The organism is Dechloromonas sp. TW-R-39-2 (assembly GCF_016864195.1).
In the GTDB taxonomy this organism is placed as follows: domain Bacteria; phylum Pseudomonadota; class Gammaproteobacteria; order Burkholderiales; family Rhodocyclaceae; genus Azonexus.
In genome coordinates this window covers 3,360,675-3,385,180 of the sequence record NZ_CP045202.1, presented here as the reverse complement: position 1 = coordinate 3,385,180, position 24,506 = coordinate 3,360,675, and the positions used below count along the sequence as shown (strand labels likewise).

General features: G+C 60.7%; 20 protein-coding genes and 2 pseudogenes. 14 read left to right on the top strand and 8 right to left on the bottom strand.

The annotated features are described in order from the left end of the window. Positions 1-25 precede the first annotated feature (25 nt). A pseudogene (locus tag GBK02_RS17105) lies at positions 26-466 on the bottom strand (methyl-accepting chemotaxis protein); the annotation flags it as partial. 111 nt (positions 467-577) lie between these two features. After that, positions 578-1,342: pseudogene (locus GBK02_RS17100) on the bottom strand (PAS domain-containing protein); the annotation flags it as partial. Positions 1,343-1,480: 138 nt separating this feature from the next. Between GBK02_RS17100 and dbpA the strand changes: the two are divergent. Then, the gene (gene dbpA / locus GBK02_RS16425) at positions 1,481-2,911 is read left to right on the top strand and encodes an ATP-dependent RNA helicase DbpA (RefSeq protein WP_203467667.1); all 1,431 of its coding nucleotides are present in this window, start codon (positions 1,481-1,483) and stop codon (positions 2,909-2,911) included. Between the two features lie 66 nt (positions 2,912-2,977). Here dbpA and GBK02_RS16420 read toward each other — a convergent pair whose 3' ends face one another. Then, positions 2,978-3,547: an OmpA family protein gene (locus GBK02_RS16420; protein ID WP_203467666.1), complete on the bottom strand. Its 570-nt coding sequence runs from the start codon at positions 3,545-3,547 to the stop codon at positions 2,978-2,980. A 187-nt stretch (positions 3,548-3,734) separates the two neighbouring features. Between GBK02_RS16420 and GBK02_RS16415 the strand changes: the two genes are divergently transcribed. From GBK02_RS16415 to grxD, 8 genes are all read left to right on the top strand, one after another. After that, on the top strand, positions 3,735-4,733 hold the full coding sequence (locus tag GBK02_RS16415; RefSeq protein WP_203467665.1) for a sulfate ABC transporter substrate-binding protein: 999 nt from the start codon (positions 3,735-3,737) through the stop codon (positions 4,731-4,733). Positions 4,734-4,736: 3 nt separating this feature from the next. Next, positions 4,737-5,612 carry a sulfate ABC transporter permease subunit CysT gene (gene cysT / locus GBK02_RS16410; RefSeq protein WP_203467664.1) on the top strand — a complete coding sequence of 292 codons (876 nt, stop codon included), beginning with the start codon at positions 4,737-4,739 and terminating at the stop codon, positions 5,610-5,612. Continuing rightward, positions 5,609-6,472 carry a sulfate ABC transporter permease subunit CysW gene (gene cysW, locus GBK02_RS16405; protein ID WP_203467663.1) on the top strand — a complete coding sequence of 288 codons (864 nt, stop codon included), beginning with the start codon at positions 5,609-5,611 and terminating at the stop codon, positions 6,470-6,472. Before cysT ends, cysW begins: the two co-directional genes overlap by 4 nt. Further along, positions 6,472-7,539: a sulfate/molybdate ABC transporter ATP-binding protein gene (locus GBK02_RS16400; protein WP_203467662.1), complete on the top strand. Its 1,068-nt coding sequence runs from the start codon at positions 6,472-6,474 to the stop codon at positions 7,537-7,539. The genes cysW and GBK02_RS16400 overlap by 1 nt, the downstream gene beginning before the upstream one ends. Positions 7,540-7,612: 73 nt before the next feature. Beyond that, the gene (hemA, locus tag GBK02_RS16395) at positions 7,613-8,863 is read left to right on the top strand and encodes a glutamyl-tRNA reductase (protein ID WP_203467661.1); all 1,251 of its coding nucleotides are present in this window, start codon (positions 7,613-7,615) and stop codon (positions 8,861-8,863) included. A gap of 45 nt (positions 8,864-8,908) precedes the next feature. After that, the gene (gene prfA, locus GBK02_RS16390) at positions 8,909-9,991 is read left to right on the top strand and encodes a peptide chain release factor 1 (RefSeq protein WP_203467660.1); all 1,083 of its coding nucleotides are present in this window, start codon (positions 8,909-8,911) and stop codon (positions 9,989-9,991) included. 2 nt (positions 9,992-9,993) lie between these two features. Next, positions 9,994-10,815 (top strand): peptide chain release factor N(5)-glutamine methyltransferase, encoded by an 822-nt coding sequence (prmC, locus tag GBK02_RS16385; RefSeq protein WP_203467659.1) that lies wholly within the window; start codon positions 9,994-9,996, stop codon positions 10,813-10,815. Positions 10,816-10,828: 13 nt separating this feature from the next. After that, positions 10,829-11,152 carry a Grx4 family monothiol glutaredoxin gene (grxD, locus tag GBK02_RS16380; protein ID WP_203467658.1) on the top strand — a complete coding sequence of 108 codons (324 nt, stop codon included), beginning with the start codon at positions 10,829-10,831 and terminating at the stop codon, positions 11,150-11,152. A gap of 65 nt (positions 11,153-11,217) precedes the next feature. Here grxD and GBK02_RS16375 read toward each other — a convergent pair whose 3' ends face one another. Both GBK02_RS16375 and argH read right to left on the bottom strand, forming a co-directional pair. Continuing rightward, positions 11,218-11,595 (bottom strand): OsmC family protein, encoded by a 378-nt coding sequence (locus GBK02_RS16375; RefSeq protein WP_203467657.1) that lies wholly within the window; start codon positions 11,593-11,595, stop codon positions 11,218-11,220. A 134-nt stretch (positions 11,596-11,729) separates the two neighbouring features. Next, positions 11,730-13,118, bottom strand: a complete 1,389-nt coding sequence (argH, locus tag GBK02_RS16370; RefSeq protein ID WP_203467656.1) for an argininosuccinate lyase — start codon at positions 13,116-13,118, stop codon at positions 11,730-11,732. Positions 13,119-13,163: 45 nt separating this feature from the next. Here argH and GBK02_RS16365 point away from each other — a divergent pair, with 45 nt between their 5' ends. The 3 genes from GBK02_RS16365 to GBK02_RS16355 are packed head-to-tail and all read left to right on the top strand — an operon-like array spanning position 13,164 to position 15,467. Then, positions 13,164-14,177, top strand: a complete 1,014-nt coding sequence (locus GBK02_RS16365; protein WP_203467655.1) for a sensor histidine kinase — start codon at positions 13,164-13,166, stop codon at positions 14,175-14,177. Then, positions 14,156-14,932 (top strand): LytTR family DNA-binding domain-containing protein, encoded by a 777-nt coding sequence (locus tag GBK02_RS16360; protein ID WP_203467654.1) that lies wholly within the window; start codon positions 14,156-14,158, stop codon positions 14,930-14,932. The genes GBK02_RS16365 and GBK02_RS16360 overlap by 22 nt, the downstream gene beginning before the upstream one ends. Before the next feature lie 22 nt (positions 14,933-14,954). Further along, a complete protein-coding gene (locus GBK02_RS16355) occupies positions 14,955-15,467 on the top strand; it encodes a glutaredoxin family protein (protein WP_203467653.1) in 513 nt (170 codons plus the stop codon). An 82-nt stretch (positions 15,468-15,549) separates the two neighbouring features. Here GBK02_RS16355 and GBK02_RS16350 read toward each other — a convergent pair whose 3' ends face one another. Continuing rightward, positions 15,550-16,785: an EAL domain-containing protein gene (locus GBK02_RS16350; RefSeq protein ID WP_203467652.1), complete on the bottom strand. Its 1,236-nt coding sequence runs from the start codon at positions 16,783-16,785 to the stop codon at positions 15,550-15,552. A 97-nt stretch (positions 16,786-16,882) separates the two neighbouring features. Continuing rightward, entirely contained in the window at positions 16,883-19,480 is a 2,598-nt protein-coding gene (pepN, locus tag GBK02_RS16345) for an aminopeptidase N (RefSeq protein ID WP_203467651.1), read from the bottom strand. A 279-nt stretch (positions 19,481-19,759) separates the two neighbouring features. On the opposite strand from pepN, the gene GBK02_RS16340 reads away from it, so the two are divergent. Both GBK02_RS16340 and GBK02_RS16335 read left to right on the top strand, forming a co-directional pair. Next, a complete protein-coding gene (locus tag GBK02_RS16340; protein ID WP_203467650.1) occupies positions 19,760-21,955 on the top strand; it encodes a TonB-dependent siderophore receptor in 2,196 nt (731 codons plus the stop codon). A gap of 58 nt (positions 21,956-22,013) precedes the next feature. Then, positions 22,014-23,495, top strand: a complete 1,482-nt coding sequence (locus GBK02_RS16335) for a PepSY domain-containing protein (RefSeq protein ID WP_203467649.1) — start codon at positions 22,014-22,016, stop codon at positions 23,493-23,495. Here GBK02_RS16335 and GBK02_RS16330 read toward each other — a convergent pair. Continuing rightward, entirely contained in the window at positions 23,482-24,504 is a 1,023-nt protein-coding gene (locus tag GBK02_RS16330; RefSeq protein ID WP_203467648.1) for a GyrI-like domain-containing protein, read from the bottom strand. The genes GBK02_RS16335 and GBK02_RS16330 overlap by 14 nt on opposite strands. Positions 24,505-24,506 lie beyond the last annotated feature (2 nt).

The window sequence follows — 24,506 nt, the reverse complement described above, 5'->3', positions numbered from 1 at the left end:
TGCTTTTGAGTTGTTGCGAGGCGGATTAACGGGCGACTGTTTCCGACAGTTCGTGGATGACTTCAACGACCCGCGCTGCATCGACCCGCATTTGACGGATTGCGCCGCCTGCCTGGTTGGCCAGTTCGACACCGTCGGCAACCTCGGCCAGACCGTGACTCATGCTCTGGCTGACTGAGCCGGTTTCGGCCTGGATGTCCTGGATCATCTGGGCAATTTCGCTGGTTGATTTGCTCGTCCGCTCGGCGAGTTTGCGTACTTCATCCGCCACGACAGCAAAGCCGCGTCCGCTTTCCCCGGCGCGGGCGGCTTCGATTGCTGCGTTGAGTGCGAGCAGATTGGTCTGGTCGGCAATTTCCCGGATGGTGTTGACGATGGACGTGATGCGTGAAGTCTGTTCGCCCAGCGACTCGACGAGGTGGGATGATTGGCCGACAATGCCGGCGATCGAGTGCATCTTGGCCACGGTGTCGAGGATGATGCCTTCGCCGTTTTTGGCGACAGTTTCCGTTTCTGTGGCAACGTCGTAGGCCGTCTTGACGCTGGCTTTTTCGGCTTGGTGGCGATGGATCTGGGCGGTGATGTCGGATGCGAACTTGACGATTTTGAGTGCTTTGCCATCCGGGCCAAAGACCGGGTTGTAGCTGGCTTCGAGCCAGATTTCTCGACCCTGGCGGTCGACCCGGGAAAACTGCCCGGTAATGAATTCGCCCCGTCCGAGGCGCGCCCAGAAATCGGCGTATTCACTGCTGCCCGCAAAGTTGCTGGGGCAGAACATCCGGTGATGTCGACCGATAACGTCACCCGAGGAGTAGCCCAGGGTGCGCAGGAAGTTTTCGTTGGTCCGTTGGACGGTGCCGTCCAGGCTGAACTCAATGACGGCCATCGAGCGCTCGATGGCCTCGACCATGGCGCGCATCCGGGTTGCCTCTTCAACCTGCCGGGTGACATCGGCCGCGAACTTGACGACCTTGGCTACTTTGCCGCCCGCTTCCAGAATCGGGTTGTAGGTTGCTTCCAGCCAGATGGCAGTGCCATTTTTGTGACGACGCTTGATTGTGCCGCGAAAAAATTCGCCGGCACGCAGACGATTCCAGAATTCGGCGTATTCCCGGCTACCGGCAAAGGCTTCGTCGCACAATTGACGGTGGTGGGCGCCGGCCAGTTCGCTGGCCGAATAGCCAACGGTCGTACAGAAGTTTGCGTTGGCCCCCAGGATGGTGCCATCCGGCGACAGTTCGATGACGGCCGTGGAGCGGTCAATCGCGTGCTGCAAGGCGCGTGCGTCGCCGAGTTGGGTTTCGAGTTCGGCAATTCTCTTGAGGTGCTTGCTGCAGAACATGGGGGCTCCTGTTGGGTGGGTCCCCGCTAACCGGATGGCGCTGCCGCTGGGGATGAATGCCTGAAATCGGTCAAGAATTGTATCAAAGGCATCAAAGACGATTGGTGTCCATAAAATTCACTACCCGTATAATTCGCCATGACCATATTGACCCCCTCCGCGTCGGAAGACGCCACCGCCGCCTCTGCCTCATTTGGCGAATTGCCGCTTTCGGCCGCCATGCAGGCCAATCTCAAGCAACTGGGTTATCTCGCGATGACGCCGATCCAGGCAGCGAGTCTGCCGATTGCACTGGCCGGGCATGACCTGATTGCCCAAGCCAAGACCGGGAGCGGCAAAACGGTTGCTTTTTCGCTGGCCTTGCTGGCCCGCCTGAATCCCCGTTCATTTGCCGTTCAGGCCCTGATCCTGTGCCCGACGCGGGAGCTGGCCGATCAGGTGACGCAGGAAATCCGCCGTCTGGCCCGTGCCGACGACAATATCAAGATTCTCTCGCTGTGCGGTGGTGCGCCGATGCGCCCGCAAATGAACAGCCTCGAACATGGGGCGCACATCGTGGTCGGCACGCCCGGCCGGATCATGGATCACCTTGATCGCGGCAGCCTCGACCTGGCCGCCCTCAATACGCTGGTGCTCGATGAGGCTGACCGGATGCTCGACATGGGCTTTTTCGACGACATCGTCCGGGTCGCGAAATCTTGTCCCAAGGAACGTCAGACGCTGCTGTTCTCGGCAACGTATCCGACCGGGATTGCCGATCTGAGCAGCCGCTTCCTGCGCCAGCCGCAGGAGGTCAAGCTGCTGGAGAAACACGAAGACACCAAGATTCGTCAGCGCTTCTACGAAGTGACGCGGGAAGGGCGTTTCGAGGCAGTCGGTCTGTTGCTCAACCATTTTCGTCCGCTCAGCACGATTGCTTTCTGCAACACCCGCCAGCAATGCCGCGACTTGCTGGCATATCTGCAAAAGCAGGGGTTCCATGCCCTGACCTTGCATGGCGAGCTTGATCAGCGCGAGCGCGATCAGGTGCTGGTCCAGTTTGCCAATCGTAGTTGCTCGGTGCTGGTGGCGACCGATGTTGCGGCGCGCGGCCTGGATATTGCACAACTGGAGGCGGTGATCAACGTGGATATCACCTTCGAGCCAGAGGTACATGTTCACCGCATCGGGCGAACCGGCCGGGTCGATCAGCAGGGTTGGGCATTCAGCCTGGCGGTGCCGGGTGAAATGGCACGGGTCAAGGCGGTCGAGGATCTGCACCGTTTCGAGGCCGAGTGGCATTCGCTGGATGAACTGGTGCCACAAGGTTCAGGCGTCATGTTGCCGCCGATGGTCACGCTGCAGTTGCTGGGCGGGCGCAAGGAAAAGATCCGGCCGGGCGATGTGCTCGGTGCGCTGACCAATGATGCCGGCTACACGCGCGAACAGATTGGCAAGATCAACGTCACTGAAAATTCGACCTATGTCGCGGTCGACCGCAAGATTGCCCAGGAAGCGCTGCGCAAATTGAATGCCGGCAAGGTCAAGGGCAAGAAGGTCAAGGCCTATTTCCTGCATGAGCGGATGTAGACCGCGGTAAACGCATTCGGCCGGGTTTGAGCCCGGCCGAAGTGTTTTGCGGGGTGTTCGCCCGGTTTATTTCTCGACTTCGTACACCACGTCGGCGCGGCGGTTTTCGGCCCACGATTCTTCGTCGTGACCTTTCAGCTTGGGGCGCGATTCGCCCAGCGTCTTGACCTTGACCTGTTGCTCCGGTGCGCCATGGCGGATCATTGTCTGGCGAACGCTTTCAGCACGCTTCATGCCGAGGCGGGCGTTGTAGTCCGGTGCGCCGCGTTCGTCGGCATTGCCTTCGATGCGAATGCGCGATTTCGGATTGGCGGCCAGGTAGCGGGCATGGGCTTGCAGGGCCGGGTCGAATTCGACGCGGATTTCGGCGCTGTTCAGGTCGAAATAGACGCTGCGCTGGGTGCGCAGACCTTCCTGGTCCATCTTGATCAGCGTGTCCTGTTTGCCACTGCCCGCCTGGGCCAGGTCGCGGGTATCCTGTAGTTCCGGCGGAACGGGCTGGCCGAGCAGGCCGGGATGAACCCTGAGCGCGCCGGTCTGGGAAATGTGTTTGCTCGGCGGGACGTCCTTGGTCGAGACGCAACCGGCAAGCAGTGCGGTAAGCAGAAGAGTGGCAGGCAGGGTAGCGCGCATCATGATGTGGTCTGCGTGGAGAATGTCGAATGATAGCCGCTTGGCGTCCTGGCGAACAGGGTGAGGGCGGGGATAACTGAAATCCATGTGCCGTGTTTTAGCAGTAATGCGAATAAATAAATTCAGAATCAGTCTTTGTTGTTATAACGAGATCAGCTAAATTTCCCTCCATTGTTCCATGAGGTACACCATGAACCGACTCCGCCAATCCCTTTCCGCCATCCTGCTGGTGCTTGCTGCCAACGCTGCACTGGCCGATGTTTCTCTACTCAACGCTTCCTATGATGTGGCGCGCGACGTCTACAAGGATTACAACCCGATGTTCCAGAAATACTGGAAACAGAAGGCCGGGGAAAATGTCGAGTTGCGCCAGTCGCATGGCGGTTCGAGCAAGCAGGTGCGCGCGGTGGCCGATGGCCTTGAAGCCGATGTCGTGACGATGAACCAGGCCAACGATATCGAGTTCCTGGCGGAGAAAGGTCTGGTCGCCAAGGATTGGGCCAGGAAATTCCCCAATAACGCGTCGCCCTATACCTCGGCAATGGTCTTCATCGTCCGCAAGGGCAACCCGAAGGCGATCAAGGATTGGTCCGATGTGGCCGGGCCGGGCGTGCAGATGATCATCCCGCATCCGAAAAATACGGGTAACGGTCGCAACACTTACCTTTCCGCCTGGGCCTGGGCGCTGAAACAGCCGGGCGGCAATGACAAGAGCGCGCAGGAGTTCCTCGGCAAGCTGCTCAAGAATGCGCCGCTGTTCGCTGCCGGTGGCCGCGATGCAACGACGACCTTCATGCAGCGCAAGATGGGCGATGTGCTGATCACTTTCGAATCCGAAGCTGAAATGATCGCCAAGGAATTCGGCAAGGGCGAGTTCGAAGTGGTTTATCCCAGCCTGACGATGCAGACCGAATTCCCGGTTGCACTGGTCGACAAGGTGATCGACAAGAAGGGTTCGCGCAAGCAGGCGCAGGCTTATCTGGATTATCTGTGGTCGAAGGAAGGTCAGGAGAATGCGGCACAGAACTATCTGCGTCCGCGTGACCCGGAGCTGCTGAAGAAGTACGCCACGTTTTTCCCGGCCGTGAAGACCTTTACCGTCGATGACGTCTTTGGCGGTGCAACCAAGGCTTTCCTGGTGCACTTCAAGGATGGCGGCACCTTCGACCAGATTTATCAAAGCAAATAATCAATGGCTGCAAAAACTCACCGCGTGTTGCCCGGCTTCGGTCTGTCGCTGGGCTACACGCTGGTTTATCTCTCGATCCTGATCCTGCTGCCGCTCGGCGGCATGATTCTCAAGGCATCGGAACTCGGTTTCGGGCAGATCATCGACATTGCCTTGGGCGAACGGTCGCTGGCGGCTTTCCGGGTCACCTTCGGCGCATCTTTCCTGGCTGCTGCGGTCAACGCCTTTTTTGGGCTGATTGTGGCGTGGATACTGGTTCGCTACCCTTTTCCCGGCAAGCGTTTCGTCGATGCGCTGGTCGATCTGCCGTTTGCCCTGCCGACGGCGGTGGCCGGCATCACGCTGGCCACGCTGTATGCCGGCAATGGCTGGCTTGGGCGCTATATCGAGCCGCTCGGCATCAAGGTCGCCTATACGCCGCTCGGCATCGTCGTGGCGCTGACTTTCATCACCCTGCCGTTTGTCGTGCGCACCTTGCAGCCGGTGATCGAGGATATTGAAACCGAGGTTGAAGAAGCCGCGGCGACGCTCGGCGCATCGCGCTGGCAGACTTTTACCAAGGTGATTTTTCCGGCCATCTTCCCCGCGTTGCTGACCGGCTTTGCGCTGGCTTTTGCCCGGGCGGTCGGTGAATACGGTTCGGTCATTTTCATTGCCGGCAACCTGCCGCTGATTTCGGAAATCACGCCCTTGCTGATCATTTCCAAGCTGGAGCAATACGACGTGCTCGGCGCGACTGCGCTGGCGGTCGTCATGCTCGGCCTGTCCTTCATCCTGCTGCTCAGTGTCAACCTGTTGCAATGGTGGGCGGCCAATCGTCACAAGAACAGCGAGCCGCTTGAAGTTGCGGCCGGCAAGGCGAATGGAGCGGCTGCATGAAATCGACACGTGCCACGCAGGAACCGGCCTGGGTTCGCTACAGCCTGCTGACCATCGGTCTCGGCTTCCTCTTTTTCTTCCTCGGTCTGCCTTTGCTGGCTGTCTTCGTCGAAGCCCTGGCCCAGGGTGTGCCAATTTATCTCGAAGCGCTGAAGGAGCCGGAAACGGCCTCGGCCATCGGGTTGACCGTGGGTATCGCGCTCGCCGTGCTGCCATTCAACATCATCTTCGGTGTGGCGGCAGCCTGGGCCATTGCCAAGTTCGACTTCAAGGGCAAGAGCCTGCTGATCACGCTGATCGACCTGCCGTTTGCGGTCAGCCCGGTGGTGGCAGGCCTGATCTTCATCCTGCTCTTCGGTTCGCAGGGCTATTTCGGGCAATGGCTGTCCGAGCATGACATCAAGATCATCTTCGCCGTGCCGGGCATGATTCTGGCGACCATGTTCATTACCTTCCCGTTCATTGCCCGTGAACTGATTCCGCTGATGCAGTCGCAGGGTAAGGACGAGGAAGAGGCGGCCGTATCGCTCGGCGCTTCCGGCTTCCAGATGTTCTGGCGGGTGACCCTGCCGAATATCAAGTGGGGTTTGCTGTATGGCGTGATTCTGTCGAATGCCCGGGCAATGGGCGAATTCGGTGCGGTGTCGGTGGTTTCCGGCCACATCCGCGGCGAAACCAACACGCTGCCGCTGCACGTCGAAATTCTCTACAACGAATACAACGCCATCGGCGCTTTTGCCGCCGCTTCCATCCTCGCCCTGCTGGCCCTCGTCACGCTGGTTGCCAAAACGATTGTCGAGTGGCGGATGAAAAAAGAAACTGAAATGCTGAATACGGTGCTGGCACCGGAGAAAACCTGATGAGTATCGAAATCCGCAATATCTCGAAGCGCTTCGGCAATTTTGTTGCGCTCGACAACATCAATCTCGACATTCCGACCGGCGAACTGGTGGCCTTGCTCGGCCCCTCCGGTTGCGGCAAGACGACACTGCTGCGGATCATCGCCGGGATGGAATCGAACGACACTGGCGAAGTGCTTTTCTCCGGCGCTGAAGCGACCCATCTGCATGCCCGCGAGCGCGAAGTCGGTTTCGTTTTCCAGCACTACGCGCTGTTCCGCCACATGACGGTGTTCGAGAACGTCGCCTTCGGCCTGCGCGTCAAGCCGCGCAAGGAGCGTCCGTCCGATGCCGAGATCAAGCGCCGGGTCATGGAATTGCTCGGTCTGGTCCAGCTCGACTGGCTGGCCGATCGCTATCCGTCGCAGCTTTCCGGCGGCCAGCGCCAGCGCATTGCGTTGGCCCGCGCCCTGGCTGTCGAGCCAAAGGTGCTGCTGCTCGACGAACCGTTCGGTGCGCTCGATACCAAGGTGCGCAAGGAGCTGCGTCGCTGGCTGCGCCGCCTGCACGACGACATGCACATCTCCAGCGTGTTCGTCACGCACGATCAGGAAGAAGCGCTGGAAGTGGCCGACCGGGTGGTCGTGATGAATCACGGCAAGATCGAGCAGATCGGTTCGCCGGATGAGGTTTACTCCAATCCCGCCTCGCCGTTCGTCTATCAGTTCCTCGGCAACGTGAATGTCTTTCACAGCCGCGTCCAGGATGGTTTCGCCGAGGTCGAGCGGAACGGGGCGAGCGACCGGGCGACCGCCTTTGTCCGTCCGCACGATATCGATATTGCCCACCAGCCGCTTGAGGAAGGGCTGCAGGCGACGGTCATGCACGTTCATCCGATCGGTCCGGTGGTGCGTGTCGAGCTGCAGCACAACAGCGAAATCGTCGAAGTCGAGCTGTCGCGCGAGCGGCACGAGGGCCTGCAACTGGCGGTCGGCCAGCAGGTCTGGTTCCGTCCGCGCCAGATGAAGGTTTTCGGCGCCGATGCCTTGCCGCGGTCGACGCCTGAAAAACAGGCATTCCTGTTCTGATTTACATCGCGGAATGGGCCGGGGGCGCGATGCTATAATCCGCCCCTGTTTCGCGCGACCATAGCCCAATCCGGTGATTTTTACCCTCGGCATCAACCATCATTCCGCACCTCTCGCCATTCGCGAGCGGGTGGCTTTTCACGCCGAAAAGCTGCATCAGGCTCTGGCTGATCTGACCCGCAATCGGCCGGTCAAGGAAGTGGCGATCCTGTCCACCTGCAATCGCACCGAAATCTATTGCTCGGCAGAAACGCCCGAAATCGTCATCGAGTGGCTGGCGCACTACCATCAGGTTGGCCGCGACGAAATTGCCCCGTTTATTTACCTCCACGACCAGCCGGAAGCGATTCGCCATGCCTTCCGCGTCGCCAGCGGCCTGGATTCGATGGTCATCGGCGAACCGCAGATTCTCGGCCAGATGAAAGATGCCGTGCGTGTGGCCGAAGAGAGCGGCACGCTCGGTACGCAACTGCACAAACTTTTCCAGCGCTCGTTCTCCGTCGCCAAGGAAGTGCGCTCGACCACGGCGATCGGTGCCAATACGGTGTCGATGGCGGCGGCCGGGGTCAATCTGGCCGAACGCATTTTCGAATCGGTGGCCGAGCAGCGCATCCTGTTCATCGGCGCCGGTGAAATGATCGAACTGTGCGCCGCCCATTTCTGCGCCCGCCAGCCGAAGCAGGTGACCATCGCCAACCGTACGCTGGAGCGCGGTCGGGCCCTGGCCGAACGCTATAACGGGACGGCCATCCGTCTCGACGAGCTGGGCGAACATCTGGCCCAGCATGACATCATCGTGTCCTGTACCGCCAGCCCGCTGCCGATCATCGGTCTGGGCATGGTCGAACGTGCCGTCAAGGCGCGCCGGCATCGCCCGATGTTCATGGTCGACCTGGCCGTGCCGCGCGATATCGAAGAAGAAGCCGGGCAACTCGACGATGTTTTCCTCTATACCGTCGATGATCTGGCCCAGGTTGTCGAGAGCGGTGTCGAGTCGCGCCAGGCTGCCGTGGTCGAAGCGGAGGGCATCATTGCTCACCGGGTTCAGGATTTCCTCGGTTGGTTGCAGTCGCGCGATACCGTGCCGGTCATTCGTTCGCTGCGTGATTCGGCCGAGCGCATGCGGCGCCATGAAATCGAGCACGCCATGAAGCTGCTCGGCAAGGGCGAAGCGCCCGAGAAGGTGCTGGAGCAATTGTCGCAGCGCCTGACCAATAAATTCCTGCACGCCCCGACGCAGACGCTCAACCTTGCCGAAGGCAGTGAACGAGCTGATCTTCAGGCCGCCGCCTCGCGCCTCTTTCATCTCCATTCCGGCGAGTAGCGCCCGTTTTCGGGCCGCTCTCGCACGCGAATTTCCGGTATTTCCATGAAGCCATCCATCCGCCAAAAACTCGACTTGCTGGTCGACCGTCTCGATGAAATCGACCGCATGTTGTCGGCGCCAAGTACGGCCGGCGATATGGACCAGTTCCGCAAACTGTCGCGCGAGCGGGCTGAAATCGAGCCGGTGATCCTGCAGTTCAATGCTTTCCGCCAGGCTGAGAACGATCTGGCCGAGGCCGAGGCGATGCGTGCCGATCCGGATATGCGCGAGTTTGCCGAAGAAGAAATTGCCAGCGCCAAGGCGCGCTTGCCGGAGCTCGAAGTCGAGTTGCAAAAACTCTTGCTGCCGCGCGACCCGAACGATGAAAAGAGCGTCCTGCTCGAAATTCGGGCCGGGACCGGAGGCGACGAATCGGCGCTGTTTGCCGGCGATCTGTTCCGGATGTATTCGCGCTATGCCGAACGCCAGCGCTGGCAGGTCGAAGTCATGTCGGCGAGCGATTCCGAACTGGGCGGTTATCGTGAAATCATTGTCCGCATCGGCGGCAATGGCGCTTATTCGCGACTCAAGTTCGAGTCGGGCGGCCACCGCGTGCAGCGTGTACCGGAAACTGAAACGCAGGGCCGTATCCACACCTCGGCGTGCACCGTGGCGATCATGCCGGAAGTCGATGAGGTGGAGGATGTGAACCTCAACCCGGCCGACCTGCGTATCGACACCTACCGCGCTTCCGGGGCCGGCGGTCAGCACATCAACAAGACCGATTCGGCGGTGCGCATCACCCACCTGCCGACCGGCATCGTCGCCGAATGCCAGGACGGCCGTTCGCAGCACGCCAACAAGGCGTCGGCCATGAAGGTGCTGGCGGCGCGGATCAAGGACGTGCAGGTGCGCGCCCAGCAGGCGCACATCTCGAGCACGCGCAAGAGCTTGATCGGTTCCGGCGACCGTTCCGAGCGCATCCGCACCTACAACTTCCCGCAGGGCCGGATCACCGATCACCGCATCAACCTGACGCTGTACAAGATCGCTGCGATCATGGATGGCGATATGGACGAACTGCTCGGCGCACTGGCGGCCGAGCACCAGGCCGACCTGCTGGCCGAACTCGCCGAGCAAAACTGAAAATGACCCTGGGCGAAGCGTTGACCGCGGCACGCAGCAAGATCGACCGGCTCGACGCACGTCTACTGCTCGAATACGCCACCGGTTGCACGCACACCGACCTGCTGGCCCGACCGGAAACGCCGGTCTTTGCGCCGGCTTACGCCCAGTTCGCCGAATGGGTCGAACGCCGCGCTGCCGGCGAACCGCTCGCCTATCTGGTCGGCGAGGCCGAGTTTCGCGGTCGCGTCTTCCAGGTTTCGCCCGATGTGCTGATCCCGCGTCCGGAAACCGAAGTGCTGATCGATCTGGCGCTCGAGCGGCTCAAGGGCATGACCCAGCCGCGCATTCTCGACCTCGGCACCGGTTCCGGCATCGTCGCCATTTCGCTGGCGCTGGAATGCCCGTCCGCCCGTGTTGTCGCGGTCGACCTCTCGCCGGGTGCCATTTCGGTGGCGCGCAACAATGCCGGGCGGCTCGGTGCGAATATTGAATTCCGTCAGGGCAGCTGGTTTGAGCCGCTGTCCGGCGAACGTTTTGACCTGATCGTTTCGAATCCGCCTTACGTCGCCGAAGGCGATCCGCATCTGCAACGCGACGGCCTGCCGTTCGAACCGCAAATGGCGCTGAGCGATGGCGAGGCTGGCGGCAACGGGCTGGCCTGCATCCGCCAGATTGTCGCTGCGGCCGCCGGCCATCTGCAGCCGGCGAGCTGGCTGTTGTTCGAGCATGGCTACGATCAGGGCGAAGCAAGCCGGAACTTATTGGACGGCGCCGGGTTCAAAGCGGCGTCAACTTATCCCGACCTGGCCGGCATTGCCCGTGTTTCAGGCGGACATCTGTAAAACTGGAGAAATCATGTCCGACGTACAAAAACGCATTCACGACACCGTCACCACCAACCCGGTTGTCCTCTACATGAAGGGTGACGCCCGCTTCCCGCAATGCGGTTTTTCCGCCACCGTCGTGCAAATTCTCAAGCTTTGCGGCGTTGAGAACTTTGTCACGGTCAACGTGCTGGCCGACGAAGAAATCCGCAACGGCGTCAAGGAATACGCCAACTGGCCGACCATTCCGCAGCTCTACATCAACGGCGAATTCGTCGGCGGCTGCGACATCGCCAAGGAAATGTACCAATCCGGCGAACTGCAGCAATTGCTCGCCGAGGTCGCCAAGGCCTGAGTTTTTCGACGCCAGAAAACGAAAAAGCCCGCCGATTGGCGGGCTTTTTCTTGGGAGCAGGAAACTCAGACTTCTTCGACCAGAAACTCGATGCTCGGGCCGTCGGCGACGACTTCCTTGACCGCGCAATGCACGATGCTGTCGAGCACGGCGGCTTTCTGCTCGGCCGTGAAGCCTTCGGGGAAGCGGACTTCGGTCTTGAACTTGGCGAGCGTCAGCGGGCCGCCGGGGCCGGCAAAGGGCTTGCAGTTGATTTCGATGCCGGCGGCGGAAGTGCCCAGCGCCTTGCAGGCTTTCTTGGCGAACACGGCGGCGCAGGCGGCCAGTGAGGCGTAGAAGGCTTCCAGCGGATTCATCAGCGAACCGTCGAGGGCGTAGTCGGCCTCGAACTTGCTGGTGGTGACCTTGATGCGCGGGGTGCTGTCGACAACGGTGGCGTACATGCTGATCTTCCTTGGTGGTTATTGTTTGGGTTGGCTGCGCTGTATTGGCAACCATCTATATAATAAACCACTAATATTAATGGCGCAAAAAAACCGCCGGGGTGAGCCGGCGGTTCCGCTGTTGATTCGGCAGTTTAGCCAAGGCGCTGGCGGGCCCGGATGACGGCAGCCTTGACCTGTTCCGGTGCGGTGCCGCCGATGTGGTTGCGGCTGGCCAGCGAGCCTTCCACGGTCAACACCGCGAAAACGTCGTTTTCCACCTGCGGGCAGAAAGCGCGGATTTCTTCCAGCGTCAGTTGCGGCAGATCGACGCCCTTCTGTTCGGCGGCCTTGACGGCGTGGCCGACGGCTTCGTGCGCATCGCGGAAGGGCAGGCCCTTCTTGACCAGGTAGTCGGCGAGATCGGTGGCGGTGGCGAAGCCTTGTGTCAGCGCGGCTTTCATCGCTTCCGGCTTGACGGTGATGCCACCGGCCATGTCGGCGAAGATGCGCAGGGTGTCGGTAACGGTGTCGACGGCGTCGAACAGCGGCTCTTTATCTTCCTGATTGTCCTTGTTGTAGGCCAGCGGCTGCGACTTCATCAGGGTCAGCAGGCTCATCAGCTGGCCGTACACGCGGCCGGTCTTGCCGCGCGCCAGTTCCGGCACATCCGGGTTTTTCTTCTGCGGCATGATTGACGAGCCGGTGCAGAAGCGGTCGGCGATCTGGATGAAACCGACGCGCGGGCTCATCCACATGACCAGTTCCTCCGACAGGCGGCTGATGTGCATCATGAGCAGGGCGCAGGCCGAGGTGAATTCGATGGCGAAATCGCGATCCGACACGGCATCCAGCGAGTTCTCGCAGACGCCCTCAAAGCCCAGCTGTTCGGCGACATATTCGCGGTCGATCGGGTAGGTCGTGCCGGCCAGTGCGGCAGCGCCGAGCGGCAGGCGGGCGACGCGCTTGCGACAGTCGGCGTAGCGCTCGGCGTCACGGCCGAACATCTCGAAATAGGCCAGCATGTGGTGGCCGAAGGTGACCGGCTGGGCGACCTGCAGGTGGGTGAAACCGGGCATCGCGGTCGACGCTTCCTTTTCGGCCAAATCGACCAGTGCAGCGCGGAAGGCCTTGAGCAGCAGCTGGATGTCGTCGATTGCATCGCGCAGGTAGAGGCGGATGTCGGTGGCCACCTGGTCGTTGCGCGAGCGGCCGGTGTGCAGGCGCTTGCCGGCATCGCCAACGAGGGCGGTGAGGCGCTTCTCGATGTTCAGATGCACGTCTTCGAGGTCGAGCGACCATTCGAACTTGCCCGACTCAATTTCCTCGGTGACGATGGCCATGCCGCGCTCGATGTCGGCCAGGTCGGCGGCGGCGATGATGCCCTGCTTGGCCAGCATGCGGGCGTGCGCCAGCGAGCCGCGGATATCCTGACGCCACATGCGCTGGTCGAAGTCGACGGAAGCGGTATAGCGTTTGACGAGATCGGAAACCGGCTCGGAGAAGCGTCCGGCCCAGGTGTATTGCGTGGCGTTGGAAGTCATGTCTTTGGTCTAGAATCGGGAAATCAGGCGCAAATTGCACAGAGAATGACAAGTATACGGCACTTTCCCGCGACGTACCCCCTGCCCGACTGGCGTAATTTCGGGGTGATGCTGCGCGCCTTGCTCGGAATCAACGGGCTGGCGCTGGTTGCGGCCCTCGTGATGTCGCCCGGATTGTCCGGCTGGCTGGCGAGTTACATTGACCTCGCGGCCATCGTCGAGCCCTTGCTGCTGATTTGCCTCGGCCTGCTGGCCTTCGCCCGTGATCTGCTCTGGCGTCTGCCGCTGCGCCTGGGGCAAGCGCTGGTCCTGGCGCTGGCCGGCGCTCTTGCTCTCGTGCTTTTTGCCTATTGGCAGTCGATCGCCTTGAACGATGCGGTCAGTCCGGGCCGTGCGGCCTTGCTGGCGATGATTGCCGCCGCGTTCCTGCTCGGCTATTTCGAATTGCGCGCCCGGGCTTTCTCGCCGGCCCAGAGCGAGGCCAGGCTGGCCGCGCTGAATGCCCGTATCCGGCCGCATTTCCTGTTCAATTCATTGAATGCCGTACTGTCGCTGATCCGCGCCCGGCCGCAGCAAGCCGAGGCGGCGCTGGAGTCGCTTTCCGACTTGTTTCGTGCAGCGATGCGCGACCCCGGCGAGCTGGTCAGCCTGGCCGATGAAATCGCGCTCGGCAAACAATATCTTGAACTGGAGCATCTGCGCCTGGGCGAGCGTCTTGCGGTCGACTGGCAAATTGGCCCGGTTTTCATGGGCCTGCCGATTCCGCCATTGATGCTGCAGCCTTTGCTCGAAAATGCCGTTTATCACGGCATCGAGCCGGCGCCCGACGGCGGCACGGTCCGGATCGAGATCAGTCAGCGGGGTGACGCGTTGTGGATCGCCATTGCCAATCCAACCGTCGGTCAGGTCCAGCATGCCGCTGGCAACCAGATTGCCGTTGCCAATATCCGTGAACGCCTGGCCTTGTATTACGATCTCGAAGCCCGGCTTGAGATCGAGACGGGCGATCACCGTTACGAGGTCCGCATCATCCTGCCATGTCGTCAGAAAGCCGCTTGAAAATCCTGATCGTCGATGACGAGCCGTTGGCCCGGGCTCGCTTGCGCGAGCTGCTCGGCGACATCGCCGGCCAGTTGCCGACCGAAATTGTCGGCGAGGCCGGCAATGGCCTGGCGGCGCTCGATTTTTTGCGTGATCACGCGGTCGACGTCGTGCTGGCCGATATTCGCATGCCGGGGATGGACGGCATCGAGCTGGCGGGCCACCTCGGCTCGCTGGCCCGGCCGGTGGCTGTCATCTTTACCACGGCCTATGACAATTACGCAGTCCAGGCATTTGACCTGAATGCGCTCGATTACCTGCTCAAACCGGTGCGTACCCAGCGCCTGCTGACGGCCTTGCAGAAAGTCGGTAGCCAGTTGCCGGATGCCGCCCTGCTGGCCGACATCGGGCACAAGGTACGCGGCAGCGGACGAAGCCATCTCTCGTCGCACGAGCGGGGCCGCCTGCTGCTGGTGCCGGTGGCCGAGGTGTTTTATTTCCGGGCCGACACCAAATATGTCACTGCCCGGACGGTCGACCGCGAATATCTGCTCGACGATAGCCTGACGCATCTTGAAGCCGAGTTTGCCGAACGTTTTATTCGCCTGCATCGGGCTGTGCTGGTCGCCCGGTCAGCCATCGCCGGTTTTGAAAAAGCGGCCGGCGATGATGCGGAGGCTTATGGCTGGGCATTGCTCAGTGGCGTGCCGGATCGATTGCCGGTCAGTCGTCGTCAATGGGCGCCGGCCAAAGCCCTGGTTCTGCAGTCATGATTTCATTGAAAGGAAGGCTGCCTTGAGCCAGATTTGTCCCCATTGTGCCTACATCCGGAAAAGTAGCGACCAGGCGCCGGATTGGCAGTGTCCGTCATGTTCCAGGGCATATGCCAAATCCGGTCGTGAATCGGCGCCGGCCAGCTTCCGCCAGTTGCCGGCTTCCGGTGAATCACGCCGCGGTGCCGGCCGCTGGTTGATGCTCCTGCTGGTCAGCGTCTTGCTGCTCTGGTTTGGCCGCCCTTACTGGCAGGCGAAGACGGCGCCGATGGCGATCTCGGCCGAAGCCAGCCAGCCGGAAGTTATCCTTTATGCCACCGAGTGGTGCGGCTACTGCAAGATGACGCGGGCTTTCTTTCAGGCGAACGGGATTCGCTATACCGAGCGCGATATCGAGCAGAGTTCGAGCGCGCTCAGCGAGCACCGGAAACTGGGCGGCAACGGGGTGCCGCTGATCGTGGTTGGTGAAGAACTGATCAACGGCTATAACGAAGCTGCCTTGCGCCAACTCTTGAAGCCCTGGTTGAAGGGATAGTTCAAGGCTGGCAACGCGTGTTTCGGGAGATTAATCGAACCCGCCAAAGTCGGCTGGCTGAGGTGCTTCGCGTCGCCGAGGCCTAGTCGCCGCGGCTGACGCGCCCCAGGATACGGGCCTCTTCCAGCCATTTCGGAATCGCCTGCAGGCTGAGCGGACGGGCGTAGAAGTAGCCCTGGGCAATGCCGCAGCCGAGTTCGACCAGCAGATCCGACGTGCTCTCGTCTTCAATGCCTTCGGCAATGCTGATCAGGCCGAGCGAGCGAGCCAGGTTGACCGAGGTCTGGACAATTTCGCGCCGGCGTGAAGAAACGAGTACTTCCTGGATGAAGGTCTGGTCGATTTTCAGGCAGGAAATCGGCAAGGTGTTGAGGTAATCGAAGCTGGCGTAGCCCGTACCGAAGTCGTCGAGGGCAATCGCGACGCCCGTTGCCGCCAGCTTTTGCAATACTTGCTTGGCGCTCGGCAGGTCTTCGATGACGGCCGATTCGGTCAACTCGATCTGCAGCTCATGGGGCGGAATGCCGCCTTCGTCGAGGAAGCGGGCGATCGACTCGACGATCTGCGGATTGCCCAGTTCGGCCGGTGAAAGATTGACGCTGATGAAGGGCGTGCTGAGCATGCCGGGCTGGCAATAGCTGCGCAGGGTCGGCCAGTCGTTCATCGCACGCTGCAGGACCCAGAGACCGAGCGGATGGATCAGGCCGGTTTTTTCGGCCAGGCTGATCAGTTTGGTCGGCATGACGCTGCCGAGCAGCGGGTGCTGCCAGCGGATCAGTGCCTCGAAGCCGATCAGGTTGCGTTCCGGCAGGCTGATCAGCGGTTGGTAGGCCAGTTCCAGCAGGCCGTTGGCCATGGCATGGGTCAGGTCCTGGGCCAGCATCAGCGTCAGGTTGGCGGCGTCGCTGTCGAGGGCAGCCTCGGGATTGAGCCCCGGTATGTTTTCGTGGCCGCTGCGGTTGCGGAAACGTTCGAGCAGGAGCATCAACAGGTGGCGGATGACCGGGTCGGTTCGCTTGAGGAGTTCCTGAACGTGCGCCCGTTCAATGCGCATCAAGGTTGTTGGTGCGAGAGTCAGGACGGTCGCCGTGCGCGGCAACTGGTCGAGCAGGGCAACTTCACCAAAAATTTCGCCGGCGCTCAGGACGGCAATGCGGATGCCTTCCTGCGACAGGACTTCAACCGATCCGGCCTCGATCAGGTAGGCAGAATCGCCGGGCGCGCCAGCCTGGCAAATGACATGGCCGGCAGGGAGATGTTCTCGCGGCAAGGCATTTGGCATGTCATTCAACTCGTTGGCTGGCGAAGCGTGAACCATAGCATTTTTCAGTAGAGAGTGCGTGCTGGCCGGGTTTTCGGGGTTTTTTTGCGGCCGGCAAAGTGTTTCGAAAGATTTTGCCGGCCAGTGAGTGCGATTAACCGAGCGAACGGGTGACGACTTCGAGTACATCGCGCGACAGGCCGGCGTGGTCGCGGATGTTTTCGAGTGCTTGTCGGGCATGCTTCTGGCGTTCGCCATCGAACTTTTTCCAGCGGTCGAAGCAGCGCGCCAGGCGCGAGGCAACCTGCGGATTGCGGGCGTCGAGTTCGATCGTCTTGGCCGCCATGAAGGCGTAGCCCTCCGCGGTGTGGAAGCGGGCTGGATTGGCGCCGAAATTGCGCAACAGGGCATAGACCTTATTCGGATTGCCGATGTCGAAGGCTGGATGGCTGGTCAGGTTTTTGACGATTTCGAGCGTATTCGGCAGTCGACCGCCGGATTGCACGGCCAGCCATTTATCGACGACCAGCGCCTCGTTTTGCCAGCGTTCGTAGAATTCGGCCAGGGCGGCGGTCCGTTCTGACGAGTCGTTTTGGGCCAGCGCCGCGAGTGCGGCGAACTGGTCGGTCATGTTGTCGGCGGTGCGGAATTGCTGGAGTGCCAGTTGGCGCACGGCTTCGGTATCCAGTTCGAGCAGGTAGGCAAGGCAGATGTTGCGCAGGGCGCGACGACCGGCCTGTTCGCTGCTCGGGGCGTAGGCTGCGTTCGGGGCGAGGGCGGCGTAGAGGCCGGTCAGTTCGCCTTCGAGTTCTTCAGCCAGATGGCGGCGCAGGCTGTTGCGGGCGGCGTGCAAGGCTTCGGGATCGACCACGTCCAGCGCTTCGGCCAGCGTCGATTCGCCGGGCAGGACCAGGGCTTCGGCGACGAAGGCAGCGCCGCGCTGGGCTTGGGTCTGGAGCAGGCGGCGCAGTGCCTGGACGAAACTTTCCGGCCAGACCGGCGCCTGGCCGGCGGCAATCGCTGCGGTGGCGTCGAGAAGCAGCTGCGAGGCCAGGCGCTGGCCGGCTTCCCAGGCGTTGAACGGATCATCTTCGTTGGCCAGCAGCAGTGTCAGCTGGGCCGGCGTGTAGGCAAAATCGAGGATGACCGGTGCCGAGAAGTCGCGCAACAGCGAGGGCACAGGTTCACTCTTGAGATTGTCGATATGGAATTGCTGGGTCGTCTCGGTCAGGTGCAGTGTCTGCTCGCTGCCGGCCAGCAGGTGGCCTTCTTGGCTGAACAGTGCGACACGAACCGGAATCAGGTAAGGCGCGGCATCGCTGGCGCGCGGATTGGATTGGGTGAAGGTCAGCGTGTAGCGTCCGGCCCCGTTGTTGAATTCGGCATCAAAAACGCCGTCGACCGCGACATGCGGCGTGCCCGGCTGGTTGTACCAGCGCATGAACTGCGTGAAGTCGAAGCCGCTGGCAGTCGCCATCGCGGCGACGAAATCCTCGCAGGTGACGGCCTGGCCGTCGTGGCGGCGGAAGTACTCGTCCATGCCGGCACGGAAACCGTCGCGGCCAATCAGCGTCTGGATCATGCGGATGACTTCAGCGCCCTTTTCATAGACCGTGGCGGTGTAGAAGTTATTGATCTCGACGAAGCTGCTCGGGCGGATCGGGTGCGCCATCGGGCCGGCGTCTTCCGGGAACTGCGCAGCGCGCAGGCCGCGTACTTCGCGAATGCGGGCGGTCTGGCGGTTGTGCAGGTCGGCGCCGAATTCCTGGTCGCGGAAAACGGTCAGGCCTTCCTTCAGCGACAGCTGGAACCAGTCGCGGCAAGTCACGCGGTTGCCGGTCCAGTTATGGAAATATTCGTGCGCAACGACGCGATCGATGTTCTCGAAGTCCGTATCCGTCGCGACATCGGCGCGAGCGAGCACATACTTCGTGTTGAAAATATTGAGGCCCTTGTTCTCCATCGCGCCCATGTTGAAGTCGCCGACGGCGACGATCATGTAATGGTCGAGATCGCATTCGAGACCGAAGCGCTCCTCATCCCACTTCATCGACTTCTTGAGCGCTTCCATGGCGTGCGGGCACTGGTCGAGCTTGCCCGGCTCGACGTAGATGGCGAGCTGCACGCTGCGCCCGGAGGCGGTCTGGAAAGTATCGAACAGGCCGTCGAGCTTGCCGGCGACGAGCGCGAACAGGTAGGCCGGCTTGCGGAACGGGTCGGCCCATTTCGCCCAGTGGCGGCCGTCGGCTTCTTCTCCGCTGGCGACAGGGTTGCCGTTGGCCAGCAGCACCGGGTAAGTCGCCTGGTCGGCGTGCAGCGTCACCGAGTAAACGGACATCACGTCCGGGCGGTCGAGGAACCAGGTGATGCGGCGGAAACCCTGCGCTTCGCATTGCGTGAAATAGCCGTCCTTGGAACGGTACATGCCGGACAGGCGGGTGTTCTTGTCCGGGCAGATGCGGACGACGGTGCGCAGCGTGAAGGCATCCGGCAGAGCGTCGATGGTCAGCGTGCCGGCGCTTGCCGAAAACGGCACATTTTGGCCGTCGACCGTGACGCTCAGGGTTTCCAGGTCTTCACCGTCGAGCATCAGCGGCTGGCTGGCAACGGCCGGATTGCGCCGCATGGCCAGCGTCGAGGTGACGACGGTGCTGCCGATTTCGATGTTGAAATCGAGGTCGACCGTGTCAATCAGGTAGGCCGGTGCGCTGTAGTCCTTGAGGTAAATCGTCTGCGGGGTATCGGTTTTCATTGTTTTGGGCTGCGTGGGACAAGAACGCCCGATGATACGTCAAGCTGCTTTGGTAGAGAGACTTGCGCATCGGGCGGTGTACGAAAAGGCGCAGACAGCAGATTTTGCCAATCAGGGTAATCGGGAATGGTCTTTGAGCGGAGGGTGCTTAGTAAGCTGCGACAATTTGACGCACGGATTTGGTGTGTGTTTTTGATGTGTCGCAAGTAGAGTGCGCGTCTTGCAAAAGTACTATTCGCGCCTTTACCCCGCTCGGGGTTCATCAGATTGGATTGATCAATGGATACCGTAATGCATGCTGCTGAAAGCCCATTTTTTGTAATGCGACCGCTAGCCCTTGCCATGCTTGCTCTGGCCACGACGTCGACTTGGGCTGAAGATGAGGGCAAGGTGTCTGTGCTGGCCGATGTGGTTGTCCGTGAAAGCATCGGCGTGGATCCGGCCGGAATGAATCGGAAATCGTTAACTGGCAGTCGTTTGGGGCTCAGTGTCAAGGATACTCCGGCCTCGGTCACTGTCATTGATCGGGACCTGATTGAGGCGCGAGGTGCCGAGAATACGCAAGAGATCATCAAGGGGATTCCCGGGGTTACCTCCTCATCGGCACCGGGGAGCCCGGGGCAGGTCTTTTATCGAGGATTTACCTCAGGCAGCGTCACGCAGTTGTTCAATGGTATTACGGTCCAGTACGACGTGATCGCGGCGCGGCCGGTTGATAGCTGGATCTATGATCGTGTCGAGGCGATTGGTGGCCCCTCCAGCTTTCTGTTCGGTGCAGGTGCCGTAGGTGGCTCAATAAATTACGTAACCAAGCTGGCCAGCCGTGAGGGCAATTTTTCGGAAGCACGTCTGGGTGCGGGTAGTTATAACGCGCTACAAATGGCAGCGGGTACAAATCAGAAACTGGGGGCTAGCAATGTGCTGCGCCTGGATATCAGTCGTAATACCGGGGGAGCGTGGAGTGATCGGACTGAGCGGGAGGCTATGCAGTTGGCCGGATCCTGGTTGACCGATCTGGCACCAGGGTTGAGTCACACCTTGGCGCTTGAGTATCAGAAAGAAACGGTAGATCGTCCGTACTGGGGAACGCCGGTTCTTAAACCGATCGGTGGCCGGATTGCTATCGATGAGGGGACTCGCTTCAAAAATTACAACTCGAATGATGGGCTCTATGAGCAGACTGTGCGCTGGGCTCGCTCGATCATTGATTACCGTCTCTCGGATAAACTCAGTTTGCGTAATACTTTCTATCACTACGATGCTTTACGCGACTATCGTAATGTCGAAGTTTACGAATTCAACGCGAACAACACGCTGGTCAGTCGCAAGGAAGCACTGTTGCAGCGCCATGACCAGAGTCTGAATGGCAACCGACTTGAGTTCTCGCTTGATCAGCCGCTGGGGGCGTTGAAGAGCAACTGGGCGGGCGGTGTCGACTTCAGCGTGAATAAACAGACACGGTTTCCGCGCTCAGTGGCAGGGCCATTCGGCAACGTCGATCCGTATGCCTTCAGTACCGAGAATTTTTTCAGCCTGCCCGGCATGACTCCAGGCTTTACGCCTAATCGCACCAATGAGGTAACCACGCTTGCTGCATTCCTCGAAAATCGTACCTTCCTGACCTCCAATCTGTCCTTGCTGACTGGTTTGCGGCAGGAGCGGATCGATCTCGAAGTGACCAACCATCAGGCTGTAACAGCAACCAATCCAGCCTATTTCTCGCGTCGCTATACCCCGCTGACCGGCCGTGTAGCGTTGAACTACGATTTCACCCCGAATGCCAGCGCGTACGTTCAGTACAGCACGGCAGCCGATCCGCCAGCTGGCATCCTGACGACAGCGACATTCGGGCAGGTGAAGGATTTTGAACTGACCACAGGCAAGCAGGTTGAGGCTGGCAGTAAATGGTTCTTCGACGAGCGCAAGGGGACGGCTACGTTTGCCGTATATGAAATTACACGCAATAATTTTGCGGTCGCCAATCCTAGCCAACCAGGAACAACAGTACCGGTTGGTCAGCAGACATCGCGCGGCGTGGAATTAACCGGCTCTTATCGTTTTGTGCCCGGCGTACAGATCGCCGGTAATTATGGCTTTGTCAATGCTCGCTACGATGAGTTTACGGAAAACGTAGGTGGTACAGCCGTCTCACGGGCAGGGTACCAGCCAAGTAATACACCCCGTCAGGTGGGCAACCTGTGGTTAACTTGGTCGCCAACCGCCAGCCTTCAGGTGGGGGGGGATGTACGTCACGTGGGTAGTCGTTTCGCGGATAGCGCCAACACGATCAGCGAAGGCAGCTACAATCTGTTAGGTGCATTTGCAGCGTATAAACTTGATCGAAGCACAACGCTCACCCTGCGCGCCCGCAACCTGACCGATCAGATCTATTCCGAGTTCCTCAGCGGCACAGGCAATATGGCCTATCTGGGAGCGCCGCGGACATTTGATCTGTCGATTCATGCGCGCTTCTGATGCGTTCGTGCAGGCTCGGGTGACTGTCGTTGACTGAGCCATTGCGAAAGATCAAGAAGTGAAGCGCTGGCTGTTCTTGGTTCACCGCTGGCTGGGGATAGCCCTGTGCTGGCTGATGGCCCTCTGGTTTTTCTCCGGGGTGGTCATGATGTACGTCGGTTATCCCAAGTTGACACAGGGAGAGCGCTTGCGGACCTTGCCGGTGCTACTTGAGGCGTGCTGCCAGGTGCCGCTGGTGACGGTGTTCGATGCCGTAGGCGAGGGGGGGCGGATTCAGTCCTTGCGTCTGACCAGTATCGGGGGGGCGCCGTTCTATGTGGCGACCCTGCCGGGGCAGCGTTACGTCACCATTGATGCCGGGAATGGTGCAGTGCTGAAAGTGGTTGATGCGGCGCAGGCCTTGCGCTCGGCAGCTCCTTTTGCGCCAGGCCGTGCGCTGGTCTACGACGGCTCGCTGGCCGAGGATGCGTGGACGCATTCGAAGGCGCTGGCCGGCCATCGCCCATTGCATCGCATCAGTGATGAGGCGGGTTGGTTGTATTACGTTTCTTCCGCATCGGGCGAGGTCGTCCGGGATGTCAGCCCGGTAGAGCGTACCTGGGGGTGGGTAGGTGCCTGGCTGCACTGGATCTACCCGCTGCGGGGAGGCAGCATTGATTTTGCCTGGAGCGATATCGTCATCTACAGCAGCATTGCCAGTGCGCTGCTGGCTCTTTGCGGCATCCTGGTCGGGATCATGCGTTGGCGGCGCAGGGCCTACGCCAATGGTTTGCATACGCCCTATCGCTCGTTCCTGATGCGCTGGCACCACTGGTTGGGACTGGTCGGAGGTGTTTTTGTGCTGACCTGGGTGTTGAGCGGCCTGTTTTCAATGAACCCGTGGCGTATCTTCGATTCCGGCGCGCCGGCCTTGCGCCAGCCGCCTCTGCTCGTAAAAGATTTCACCGGATTAACGCCTGCTGTTGCGCTGCGCCAGCTCGGGGAAGCTGGTCAACAGAGCGTCGAGTTGGTTTGGCAGCCCCTCGCCGGAGAGCTTTTTGCACTTTCCTTCAATGCGAGGGGGGGGCAGCGTCTGATTGGCTGGCGGCAGGGAGGCGAGGTGTTCTCCGGTCATTCTGTCGAAAGTCTTGCTGCAGCAGGGAAAGCCATGCTCCCCGAGGCCAGTGTGGTCGACGAGTTGCTTCAGGAAAACTACGACTGGCATTATTTTTCGCGTGACGAACACACGATGAGCGGTCATCTGGAGCGTCCTCTGCCGGTGTTGCGCCTACGCTTCGACGATCCTGCCGGGACTTGGCTTTACCTCGATCCGGCCAGCGGACGTGTCGTGCAGCGGCTGGATGCTCACCGGCGGGTACAGCGTATCCTGTTCGTTTTCCTGCATAGCTGGGACTGGCGTTTCCTGCTTGAAAAACGCCCCTTGTGGGATGTATTGCTCATTACTGCCAGCCTGCTAGGTTTCCTGATCAGCTTGAGTGGTGTGGTGATCGGCTGGCGCCGCTTGAGGCACCGCTCCAGGGAGAAAACTAGAGCGGTTTGACCGGGAGGCAGAGCTGGCAGTTGAACTCTCCGCTTTCCGGATCGTATTTGGCGTCGACCGGGTAATGCTCGAAGACCGGGCGGCTGTCGATCTGCAGGCCGCTGTTCGGCAACCAGTCGCGCAGGAACTCGGTCCACGCCCGTTCGATGTCGGGGCCGTTGCCCCGGTAGTCGGCCAGCGCGTAACGTCCGCCGGGGAGCAAGGCAATGCCGGCCTGCCCGCGTGGGCTGAAGTCGGCCGTGACTTCCACGCAGGCGTCGTAACGGCAGTTGGCCGCCGCGGTGATGCCCGGGTCGTCGTGGGCCAGGCCATAGCAGGGGCGGCCTTCGAGCTGGTTGGCATGCATCCAGGGCAGGAACTGCTGTTGCCAGAAGGCGGAGATCGACGGACCGTAGGGGCCGATGTGTCGCAGGTAGGCGACGCGGGTCGGCGGCAGGGTGCTGAGCGTGACTTGCATCTTGAATTCCTGAGGAGTGTTGTTGGTGACCCCGGAATTGTCGTTTTTCCCTGCGTTTGCTTCCTGATCGGCCTTGCGCAGTACCTGATCAGGATTGCTGCGACGGCGGACGTGTTGCAGTTCTTCGGTCCAGCGTGCCGCTGTTGTCGCCCGCCAGGCGCTGGGGGTTTGCCCGAAATGCGTCTTGAAGGCCCGCGCGAAGGCTTCGCCCGAGCCAAAACCCACGCTCAGCGCGATGTGCAGGATGGGTTGCCGTTGCTGACCGGCGAGTCGCGCGGCGGCCACCTCGAGGCGACGCCGCCGCAGGTAGTCGCCTAGCGTTTCGCCCATCCAGGCGGTGAAAATCCGGTGAAAGTGAAAGGGCGAAAAGTGTGCGACTTCGGCCAGTGGGGCGATTTCCAGCGTCTCGTCGATATGGTTGTCGATATGGTCGAGGACGCGATTCATCCTTTGTGTATAGGTGACCAGCGCTGACGGGCTTGGCGGTCGAACGGCGATGGTCCGGGCGGCCCGTCCGAGTCGACGGGCTGGCTTGGGCGTGCCATGGACCATGA